We start from the raw sequence: 10,703 nt of genomic DNA, 5'->3' as shown, positions 1-10,703 counted from the left end.
GTTCCTGATCAGCAAGGACATCAAGGGCTGGGGCTCGGAGACGATCGGCACCGATGCCGGCAAGGCCGGTGGCATGGAGCCGCCATTCCCGGCGCACACGCTGATGCACAAGGCCAACCGCTACGGTCTCGCCAGCCTCTGCAACCTCGACCAGCTGCCGCCGAAGGGCGCCATCCTGATCGCGGCGCCGCTCAAGATCGAGCACGGCACCGGCAGCCCGATTCGCGCGCTGGCGCTGGTGTCGAAGCAATAAAGCGAGGTGGGTCTTCGGGAGAAGATCATGCGAGAAGGCGAAACCGGGTTGATGGCAGGTAGAGGGTGGCAGGCTTGTAGCGCTAGCGCCCTACGGCGCCCCCCTCTGTCCTGCCGGACATCTCCCCCTCAAGGGGGGAGATTGGCCTTCACAATGGTTTTCGCCAATCTGCGACGTTGCAGGATTGAGTGGGGCGCCGAAGCTGCCAATCTCCCCCCAAGAGGGGGAGATGGCCGGCAGGCCAGAGGGGGGCGCCGTAGAGCGCAATTCCACGCGATTGAACTCCACTGCCCGCAAGCAAAGAGCAACCGCCAATGACCGCCCCCGATCACATCATCGTCGGCAGCGGCATCAACGCGCTGGTCTGCGCGGCGATGCTCGGCGGCAAAGGGGCGCGTGTGCTCGTCCTGGAGCGCAACGACCGCATTGGCGGTTGCTTGCGCACCGAGGAGATCACCGCACCCGGCTTCATCCATGATGTGATGGCGACGACCTTCGTGCTGTTCATCACCTCGCCGGCCTTTGCGGCACTGGGCGCCGATCTCGCGCGCCACGGGCTGGAGTTCTGCCACACGGGCACGCCGACGGGCGTGCTGCGGCCGGATGGCAGCCATGCCGTGCTCAGCACCGACCGTGCCGCCAACATCGCCGCCCTCAACGCAATCGCGGCAGGCGACGGTGACCGGCACGCGGATGATGTCGGCGGCATCGAACGCAATGCCGGCCTGCTGTTCGGCTTGCTCGGCGGCAGCCTGTGGTCCTACCCGACAGCGAAGCTGCTTGCCGGTGATGGCTGGCGGCGTGGCCCGCGCGGCCTTGCCGCCTTCCTCGGCGAAGCTCTGGTGCCGGCGCGCGGCTGGCTCGAAAACACCTACCGGTCCGAAACCATCCGCGCGCTGTGGGCACCCTGGGTACTGCATGCCGGGCTTGGACCCGAGGACGCCTTCTCCGGCCAGATCGCCAAGGTGATCGCCTTCGCACTTGAGGCGGCCGGAGCACCGATCGTCAAGGGTGGGGCAAAAAACCTGCTGGCGGCCTTCGAGGCTTTGATTCGGGAACGCGGCGGCGATATCCGCACCGGCGCCGATGTCGCTTCGATCGTTCAAAACAATGGCCGGGCAACCGCCGTGCGGCTGGCCTCGGGCGAGACAATCAATGCCGACAAGAGCGTCATCTGCTCGGTTACGCCAACGCAGCTCTATGGCAGGCTGCTTGGCACGGATGCACCCAAAGCCGATGTCGAGGCGACGCAAAAGTACCGCTACGGCAAAGGCAATTTCCAGATCCACTACGCCTTGGACAAACCGCCCGCATGGCCGGGCGAAGGCTTGGATAAGGTGGCGTTGCTGCACCTCACGCCCGGCCTGGATGGCGTCTCGAAAGCTTGCAACGAGGCGGCGCGCGGCATGCTGCCGGAGGTGCCGACCATCTGCGTCGGCCAGCCGCACGCGCTCGACCCGTCGCGCTGCCCGGAGGGCAAGGCGATCCTGTGGCTGCAACTGCCAGAGGCGCCTCGCCACATCAAGGGCGACGCGGCCGGCAAGCTGCAGGCGCCGGCAGACGGGCAATGGACCGATGTGCTGCGCGAAGCCTATGCCGACCGCATTGAGGCGATCCTCGCCAGCCATATCGAAGGCTTCAAGGACAGCGTCATCGCGCGCCGCGCCTATTCGCCGGCCGATCTGGAGGCGATGAACATCAACCTGGTCGGCGGTGACCCCTATGGCGGTTCCTCGACCATCGACCAGTCTTTCCTGTGGCGGCCGTTCAAGACCAGCCGCAACCATCAGACCGGCATCAAGGGTCTCTACCATATCGGCGCCTCGACCCACCCGGGTGCGGGTCTCGGCGGCGGTTCCGGCTTTCTCCTGGCGGGGAGGCTGTGATGGAAGAGAAGGTCGCGGAAAAGCGCCAGCGCATTTCGACCCTGGGGCAGATCGGGCTGCAGCAATTCGCGCCCTATCTGATGAACCGCATCATGGGCCGCTACAACGCCACCTTGCGCGACGATTTCCGCAAGCAGGGCCTGACCATCCCGCAGGTCCGCACGCTCGCCGTGCTGTCGGTCACCGACGGTATCACCGTCAACGACCTCTCGGTCTATACGGTCATCGAGCAATCGACCTTGAGCCGGACCCTCGATACGCTGGAGGGCCAGGGTCTGGTGCGACGCGAGCAGGGTGTCACCGACAGCCGAATCCGCCATGTGTTCCTGACCGACGAGGGCCGCGCCGAGTTCACCCGCGCCTGGCCGGCCATGCACGACGCGTTCGAAGCGATGTTCGACGACATCGACGATGCCGAATATTCCGCGCTCATCGCCACGCTTTTGAAGATGCTGAAGAACATTCGCAAGCACGACATCTAGACCTACGCGCCGCCAGCGCTGGCGGTAACGGAAGGGAGAAAAAGAATGGCCGAACGGTCTTTTGCCAGGGAAGTCGAAAAACTCAGGCTCGGTGCCGGCGAGGAGTTTGCCGGCGAAGGCATTCTCGCCATCACCAAGGCGCTGCTGCAATGCGGCGTCGGCTATGTCGGCGGCTATCAGGGCGCGCCGATCAGTCACCTGATGGACGTGCTGGCCGACGCGCAGGACATTCTGGGCGAGCTCGGCGTGCATTTCGAAGCCAGCGCCTCGGAAGCCACTGCCACCGCCATGCTGGCGGCGTCAGTGCATTATCCCATTCGCGGTGCGGCGACCTTCAAGTCGACGGTCGGCACCAACGTCGCCTCCGACGCGCTGGCCAATCTCGCCTCCGGCGGCGTCACCGGCGGCGCGCTGATCATCGTCGGCGAAGACTATGGCGAGGGCTCCTCGATCATGCAGGAGCGCAGCCATGCCTTCGCCATGAAAAGCCAGGTGTGGCTGCTCGACCCGCGACCCAACCTGCCGTCGATCGTCAAGGCGGTGGAGGATGGTTTCGAGCTGTCGGAGATTTCCAACACGCCGGTCATGCTGCAGGTGCGCATCCGCTGCTGCCACGTGCATGGCCATTTCATCGCCAAGGACAACAAGCGGCCGCCGATGACGGTCGCCGATGCCCTCGACGCGCCGCGCCGCGACACCGGCCGCATCGTGCTGCCGCCCGCCTCCTTCCTGCATGAGAAGGAGAAGGTGCAGAAACGCTGGCCGGCGGCGGTCGACTTCATCGCCAAGAACAAGATCAACGAGTTCTTCGGCTCGGACCATGGCTCGGTCGGCATCGTCATGCAGGGCGGCATGTACAATTCGGTCATCCGCGCGCTGCAGCGGCTCGGCCTTGCCGACACCTATGGCGACACCGACGTGCCGCTCTATGTGCTCAATGCCGTCTATCCCTTGATCGATGACGAGTTCCTGTCGTTCTGCGAGGGCAAGCAGTCGGTGCTGGTCGTCGAGGAAGGCCAGCCCAACTACATCGAACAGGCCTTTGCTTCGATGCTGCACAAGGCCGGTCGAGGCACCAGGCTGGTTGGCAAGGAGCATCTGCCGATGGCCGGCGAATATACCGGCCAGGTCATGCTCGACGGCATCGGCGCCTTCCTGCGCGCCGAGGCGCCGCATCTGCTGCCGGGCGAGGTGCGCGCGCCCAACAAGGTCGGCGACGGCGTTGATGCAGCCGACCTCATCAATGTCGTGCCGGGCCGTCCGCCGGGCTTCTGCATCGGCTGCCCGGAACGGCCGATCTTTGCCGCGACAAAACTGGTCGAGCAGGAGCTCGGCAAGCATCACATCGCCTCCGACATCGGCTGCCATCTGTTCTCGATCATGCCGCCTTTCGAGCTCGGCGCCACCACCATGGGCTACGGGCTGGGCCCGGCCTCCGCCTCAGCCTTCAATTCGCCTGATGCCAAGCGGCGTTCCATCTCCTTCGTCGGCGACGGCGGCTTCTGGCACAACGGCCTGACCTCCTCAATTGGCAACGCGGTGTTCAACAAGAACGACGGCGTCATCGTCATCGTCGATAATTTTTACTCGGCCGCCACCGGCGGCCAGGACATCCTCTCGTCCCGCGCCGGCAACAAGACCAAGTCGACGAAGCATCCGATCACCGAGGCGGTCAAAGGCATGGGCGTCAAATGGCTGCGCCATGTCGACCGCACCTATGACGTGACCAAGATGCAGGACACGCTGCGCGAGGCGCTGACGACGGAGGAGAAGGGGCCGAAAGTCATCGTCGCCTCGTCCGAATGCATGCTCAACCGCCAGCGCCGCGAAAAGCCGCTGGTCGACAAGGCGATCAAGGGCGGGACCCGTGTCGTGAAACCGAAGTTCGGCGTGGATGAGGACATCTGTACCGGTGACCATGCCTGCATGCGGCTGTCCGGCTGCCCATCGCTGTCGGTCAAGTCGCTCGACGATCCTTTGCGCGACGATCCGGTCGCGCATATCGACCAGAGTTGCGTCGGCTGCGGCAATTGCGGCGAGGTCGCCGATGCGGCGGTGCTCTGCCCGTCCTTCTATCGCGCCGACGTCGTCCACAATCCAAGCCGCTGGGATCGCTTCCTGGAAGCCGCGCGCCGCGCCACCATCAGCCTGTTGCAGCGTCGCCGCGAAAGCCGGCGCCTGACTTTCGCCGATGCTTGACGCCGTCCCCCCACTTCGCGCCCACGCCGGCGCTCAGGATGGTGAGCGTGTCATCAAGCTCGCCGTGCTGGCGGTCGGCGGCCAGGGCGGCGGCGTGCTCGCCGACTGGATTACCGATGTCGCCGAGCGCAACGGCTATGTCGCGCAGTCGACCTCGGTCGCCGGCGTCGCCCAGCGTACCGGCGCCACCATCTATTATGTCGAGATGGCCCGCGACACCGGCCGGCTGCCGGTCTTTGCGCTGTCGCCCTCGCAGGGCGACGTCGACATCCTGATCGCCGCCGAATTGATGGAAGCCGGCCGTGCCATCATTCGCGGCTTCGTCACGCCCGAGCGCACCACGCTGATCGCCTCGTCGCACCGCATCGCCGCCGTGTCGGAAAAGATCGAACCGGGCGATGGCCGGGCCTCGTCGTCGAAGGTGCATGCAACGGCGGAAGCCGCATCGAAGCGCTTCATCGCTTTCGATATGGAGAAGATCGCCGCCGACAATGGCTCGATGATCTCGGCCAGCCTGCTTGGCGCGCTGGCGGGATCCGACGCCCTGCCGTTCACGCGCGAGAGCTACGAACAGGCGATCGGTGCCGGCGGCCGGGGCGTCAAGGCCAGCCTCGCCGCCTTCGGTGCCGCGTTTGACCGTGCGCGCGGCACGGCGGCACCGGCGCCTAGGCCGGCCGAGCCCGCGATTGTCGAATCTGCCCTGGGCGCCGGACAGGTGAGTGGCCCGCAAAACCTGCTGCAAGGCTGGCAGGCCTTGGCTGTCCGTATCGATCTGTTGCCGGTGGCCGTGCGCGACATGGCGCTTCGAGGCTTGAGAAAGGTCGTCGACTATCAGGACATCGCCTACGGGCGCGACTATCTCGACCGGTTGGACAAGGCCGTCGCGCTGGACGGGCCGATTCAGGGCTATGGCTTGTCCATCGCTGCCGCCAAGCATCTGGCCAATGCGCTGTGCTACGACGACATGATCCGCGTCGCCGATCTCAAGACACGTTCGACGCGCGACAAACGCGTGCGCCGCGAGGTCGGCGTCAAGGATGGCTCGATCCTGCAGGTGACCGAATATTTCCATCCGCGCATCGAGGAGTTCTGCGGCACGCTGCCGGCGGGTCTGGGCAGCTACATCGAGGACCGGCCGAAGCTCGCCGCCTTTCTCGACCGCCGCATCAACCATGGCCGCCGCATCCGCACCGACAGTTTTGCCGGCTTTGCAGCACTCTGGTTCATCGGCGGCCTGCGCCGCTGGCGCCGCAGCCTGCTGCGCCACAAGGTCGAGGTCGCTCATCTCGATGGCTGGTACGCGCTGGCGCTCGACCATGTGCCCCAGGATTACGCACTGGCCGTCGAGATCCTCAATTGCCGCCGGCTGATCAAGGGCTACAGCGACACCCATGCCCGGGCGCAGTCGAAATTCGACCGGGTGCTGTCCGCGCTCGACATGGTCAAGGGCCGCACCGACGCCGCCGACTGGATCCGCCGCCTGCGCGAGATGGCGCTGAAGGACGAGAAGGGCGACATGCTCGACGGTGCGCTGAAGACCGTGGCGACGCTGGGGCCAGATAAAATCGGCTGAGATAACTAGCGAGCATCTACCGATTGGAGCGGCGCCAGCCCATGCAGCGGCGCCGCTTCCGGGAACAGATGCAGCAGCCCTGAATCGACGCGCCGGCGCAGATGTGCGTCCACTTCGGCCCGATCCTGACAACCATGAAACCTGCCGCCGCAACGGTCGCGCAGGCGCACGAGGTCGGCCATGACAGGCGACATCGGCAGGCCGGCAGCGTCGAGCAGGCTCGCGCTGAGGAAGCCGACGTCGAGCGGGGCCAGGTCAGGCATCGGATGGCGCAAAGGATGGTTGAAGGTGGTGAGCGTGTAGAAAGTGCGATAGGCAAGCGAGCCAGGGGTCGCCAAGGCGTCGTCCCCGGCGATCGCGTCGACGAACGGCTTGGTCGCCGACGACTGGTGATCGCCGAATTCGAGCACCACGGCGCCGCGTTCACCGGCATCCGCTTGCCTCTTGTCGAGGAAATCCTGGAAATCGCCGCGCGCTACCGCCATCCGGCGCAGATACTCATTGGCCTGGAAATCGCCCGAGAAAGGCTCGCCCTCGACCTTCAGCCCGGGCTCCATCCGCCCCTCATAGGGTGAGTGCGGAAACATGGTCTGGATTTCGAGGAACAGCGGCCGGCCGTCTTCCCTATGGTGCCTGGCGATGAATGCCTCGGCCGCCTGGTAATAAAAGTTGTCGCGCAGGTGATAGAAGGGCGCGGCGATGTCCTTGATGTCGAGCATGGTCTCGAAACCGATCGATTTCAGGAACGGCCCTTCATTGACGAACGAAAAGTCCATCGGCGTCATCACGACAGTCCGATATCCGCAGCGCGCCAGCACCTCCGGCAAGGCTCCGGCGACCTTGTCCTGCAGGGTGATGGTCAGATAGGGGCTTCGCCAGCCGAAATCGGTGGCCGACAGGCCGGTCATCAGCGACAGATTGGTGATCCAGGTGCCGCCGCCAAACGTCTCGACCTGCATCTGGTGCGGCGTGCCGGCCCCCGGTGCGAATCTCTGCAGGAATCCCGCGCCGTTGCCGACCTGCGGAAAATAGCCGGGATCGGACTGGCTTTCGCTGAGCACGAAAAAGACGTCGGGAAGATCAGCCCGGTCGCCGCAATCGACCGTGTCGGCAAAAGGCGGCTGCGGCGCCACGGCTTGCAGCCGCTTTTCGAAGCCCGATTCTACAACGAGGTTGTGCAAATCCAGCAGCGAGACGAAGAAGGCCGACATGTGCCGGCCCTGCATGTAGTAGAAATAGCGGTCCTTCGAGGCCTCGGCCGGAAAGGTCAGCGGCACCAGAACGACGAGCGCCGCCATGACCAGGACGCGTGCCGACACCGGCCAGCCGATTTTCCGATCGATCCGGAACAGAAGCATCGCCACCCCGATGCCGAGCCCCAGGGCAATGACGACCGGCGCGATCAGATGGAGGTAGGAGCCGAGCAGGAAACGATACACTTCCGGGTCCCTCGACACGAAGACCGTGTCGTAGAAGTGCAGCGAAAATCCTTTCAGCCGGAACTTGATCGCCGAAACCACGGTGACGAAGGCAATGCCCATCCAGGCGAGGTAGCCGGAAAAGGCAAGGCGCCCCGAAGCCAGGAACAGAAGTCCGGCAAGGGCAGCCACCAGCGCCAGCGAGAACGGCACCGACAGCCATTCGTGCTCGGCCCGTCCGGCGGCGAAGACGCCTGCAAGGCTGACCACGGCCAGCGTCAGCGGATGGCAGAGCACCCGTCCAAGACCTTGAAGCTGAACCACAGATTTTCCCACGAAGATGCCTGAGCATAGTTTCGGGAAATTCTTCGATTATTTGCGGGCTAAGAACAAATGTATAGTGGATTTAACCTTAACTCGGCTGGTCGGGATTGTCCGGTGCGCGCCAGCGCTCGCGCGGGGCCGCCCCGAAAGGTGCCTGGCCCCGCGGTGCTTCGATCAGTAATGGTGCCAGTGGCGCCAGTGATGATGCGGATGCCAGACGTAGGCCGGACCGTGCCAGTAGTGGTAGCGCGGGCGCACGACGACGACGCCGTTCGGCACGCAGCGGCCCCATCTGTTAGGGTGCCAGCCGATGCCGCAGCCCCAGCGGACATGCTCGACCAGTGCCGGGGTGGCTGGCTTGGCAACGGACACGATGGGCATTGCGCTGGACGCGGAGGCTGTCACGACAGTTCCACCGATGGCCAGGATAGCGGTTGCTGCATAGTTTTTCAGGCGACTCATAATTGGACTCCGAGTGCTTTCGACGATGAAGATGGCCGTCCTGTATGGTGCACAGGGCAGGCTTGTCCCTTCGCATCGTTAAACGGCGTCTCCGGCCTTTTCCGTCGGTCGTCATGGCGATTTTTTTGGCGTAACGGTGGCGCGGCGTTCCATATGGCGCAGCAACGCCTGTGCCAGCACGCTCCGGTTTTCAGGCGATGTGCTCGCCGCGAAGTCGACAATGGCCTGTTCAAGCCGGCTGCGCACCGTCACATCGGCATTGCGTGCCCGTTCCAGGGCGGCGGACAAGGCGGCCTTGTCCATGACAGGCTGCTGCAACAGGTCCGCTGCCTCCTGCCTCGCCTGCTGGCCATCGAGAATGATCTGACTGGACTGCACGCGAGCCTGGCGCAGCGCCTCGCGGAACGCCTTGCGGTCCTGGTTGGCAAGCTGTCGGCCAGCCGATTCCAGCGAGACAGCCGCGCCCGCTTTGGCATTTCTCAGCCAGACCGCGCCGCCGACGAATGCGCCCGCAAGAAAGACGTTCAGCACCACGGAAGTAATGACCAGACCACGGATCCAGCGCGGGCTCATAGGTTTTCCTCACCGTTCTCGGCATCCGGGCCGGCATCGCCAAACGCCGTTACATCGGTATCCAGCACATAGTGGTCCGGCTGGACCTCCGGCGTGACGATGGTCACCAGGGCCAGTCCTGCCACGGCACCGGCCAGACCAATGCCGGCAAGTCCAAGTCCCAGCCACCAGAACCACTGACGCCGGCGCTGGACGAGGTGCCGGCCGGCAGCCTGCAGAATGCTGCTGTGCAGTGCCTTGTCCGGGGCGTCGACGCGGTAGCTGTCGAGCAGCGCGTCAAGTGTCCCGGCCTGCCTCAAGATGGCCTCGCCCGCGTCGCTTGCGGCAAAGACCGTGCCGGCCATTCGCTCGGCCTCGGGCCATCGCCGCAAGTCGCCGCCATAGGCCTGCGCCAAGGCGGCAAAGCGCCTGGCATCCATTGCGGGTTCGTTCCTGGACCCTTCAGCCATGTGTCTCCCCCTTGCCCGTCGGCGCCGAGCGCCAGGCGGCACCAGCAAGGCGCAATGGCCGTGCTGCGTTGCTGCTTGCCCGGCGTTTACTCATCGGCGCCATCCTCCGCCAGGATCGCTTGCAGCGACCGCCGGCCGCGCGCGAGCAGGCTTTCCAGGGCATCGACGCTGATCTGCAGTGTCGCTGCCGCCTCGATATTGGACATCTCCTGATAGTAGACCAGAACGATCGCTTCGCGCTGGCGCGGCGCTATGGCTTGCAGCGCCCGTTCGACCCGATGGGCTTCTTCCTCGGAATGAGCATCGGGAAGCGGCGCAGGATCGGCGACGTCCGGCAGGTCGCCGGTCACCCACTCGCGCCTGCGACGCAGCCGGTCGTAGCAAAGGTTGAGCGTCACCCGGTGGATCCAGCTGTCGAAGCGCGCATTGCCGCGCCGCCAGCTCGCGGCATGGCGCCAGATCCGCACGAAGGTTTCCTGCGCGACATCCTCGGCCTCCGCCGCATCGCCGAGCATGCGCACGGCAAGCGCCAGGATACGCGGCAGCTTGCGCGCGACGAGCGTTTGCACGGCTGCCGGCTCGCCGGCGCCGACACGGCGAACCAGCTCCTCGTCCGGATCCGCAGCCATCAGTCGGCGCACTCCCGATGTTCATCGCGCGTCATTGCCTCTTGGTCATTGCTCTTGCTTGGGAGCGGTTTTGTGGCCCGGCAGTTCGTCGGCTGTCAGAATGCCATCGGCATTCTTGTCCAGCCGGGCGAAGCGCTTGGCGAAGAAGGCATCGAGTTCGGCGCGATCGATGAAGCCGTCATGGTTGGAATCGATCCGAGCGAAGGATCTGGCGGCGTCGCCCTTGACGTTGCGCTTCGCCTGAAAGGCCTCCCATTCCAGCAGGCTGATCTTGCCGTCGCCATCCGTGTCGGCCGCCATGATCGCCTTTTCGCGCCGCTTCTGGAATTTGGCCAGCGTGATGTCGGACCTGGTCCCCGACGCGCCTGGCGCGGCAAGTGGCGCGCCGGTCTGCGGTGCAGGCGGGGGCGTTGCCTGGGGAAGAGCCGCAACCGTCTGCAAACTCAAGGCAACGA

General features: G+C 65.1%; 10 protein-coding genes and 1 pseudogene. 5 read left to right on the top strand and 6 right to left on the bottom strand.

What is annotated here, in order from left to right; genetic code table 11:
• The 5 genes and pseudogenes from EN925_RS08700 to EN925_RS08675 form a co-directional block, all read left to right on the top strand.
• Positions 1-253: pseudogene (locus tag EN925_RS08700) on the top strand (cyclase family protein); the annotation flags it as partial.
• A 314-nt stretch (positions 254-567) separates the two neighbouring features.
• Positions 568-2,139, top strand: a complete 1,572-nt coding sequence (locus EN925_RS08690) for an NAD(P)/FAD-dependent oxidoreductase (protein WP_063169954.1) — start codon at positions 568-570, stop codon at positions 2,137-2,139.
• Entirely contained in the window at positions 2,139-2,621 is a 483-nt protein-coding gene (locus EN925_RS08685) for a MarR family transcriptional regulator (RefSeq protein WP_013527967.1), read from the top strand. Before EN925_RS08690 ends, EN925_RS08685 begins: the two co-directional genes overlap by 1 nt.
• Positions 2,622-2,666: 45 nt before the next feature.
• Entirely contained in the window at positions 2,667-4,820 is a 2,154-nt protein-coding gene (locus tag EN925_RS08680; RefSeq protein ID WP_127385028.1) for an indolepyruvate ferredoxin oxidoreductase subunit alpha, read from the top strand.
• Positions 4,813-6,393 carry an indolepyruvate oxidoreductase subunit beta family protein gene (locus tag EN925_RS08675; RefSeq protein ID WP_127369944.1) on the top strand — a complete coding sequence of 527 codons (1,581 nt, stop codon included), beginning with the start codon at positions 4,813-4,815 and terminating at the stop codon, positions 6,391-6,393. The genes EN925_RS08680 and EN925_RS08675 overlap by 8 nt, the downstream gene beginning before the upstream one ends.
• A 5-nt stretch (positions 6,394-6,398) precedes the next feature.
• Here EN925_RS08675 and EN925_RS08670 read toward each other — a convergent pair whose 3' ends face one another.
• The 6 genes from EN925_RS08670 to EN925_RS08645 all read right to left on the bottom strand — a co-directional run bounded on the left by EN925_RS08670 (position 6,399) and on the right by EN925_RS08645 (position 10,695).
• Positions 6,399-8,135, bottom strand: coding sequence for a sulfatase-like hydrolase/transferase (locus tag EN925_RS08670; protein ID WP_245465056.1), 1,737 nt, complete (start codon positions 8,133-8,135; stop codon positions 6,399-6,401).
• 174 nt (positions 8,136-8,309) lie between these two features.
• Complete coding sequence (locus tag EN925_RS08665; protein ID WP_024503409.1) at positions 8,310-8,597, bottom strand: hypothetical protein; 288 nt, start codon at positions 8,595-8,597, stop codon at positions 8,310-8,312.
• 111 nt (positions 8,598-8,708) lie between these two features.
• Positions 8,709-9,170, bottom strand: coding sequence for a periplasmic heavy metal sensor (locus EN925_RS08660; RefSeq protein ID WP_127368191.1), 462 nt, complete (start codon positions 9,168-9,170; stop codon positions 8,709-8,711).
• Entirely contained in the window at positions 9,167-9,619 is a 453-nt protein-coding gene (locus EN925_RS08655; protein WP_127368192.1) for a hypothetical protein, read from the bottom strand. Before EN925_RS08655 ends, EN925_RS08660 begins: the two co-directional genes overlap by 4 nt.
• A gap of 86 nt (positions 9,620-9,705) precedes the next feature.
• Positions 9,706-10,248 (bottom strand): RNA polymerase sigma factor, encoded by a 543-nt coding sequence (locus EN925_RS08650; RefSeq protein ID WP_013527960.1) that lies wholly within the window; start codon positions 10,246-10,248, stop codon positions 9,706-9,708.
• A 45-nt stretch (positions 10,249-10,293) separates the two neighbouring features.
• Positions 10,294-10,695, bottom strand: a complete 402-nt coding sequence (locus EN925_RS08645) for an acid-shock protein (protein WP_245487213.1) — start codon at positions 10,693-10,695, stop codon at positions 10,294-10,296.
• Positions 10,696-10,703: the final 8 nt, after the last annotated feature.

The sequence above is a fragment of the Mesorhizobium sp. M7A.F.Ca.US.006.04.2.1 genome, from assembly GCF_004022915.1.
GTDB classification, from domain to species: Bacteria; Pseudomonadota; Alphaproteobacteria; order Rhizobiales; family Rhizobiaceae; genus Mesorhizobium; species Mesorhizobium ciceri.
The sequence above is the reverse complement of the archived record's forward strand: the minus strand, read 5'-3'. Positions and strand labels throughout refer to the sequence as shown.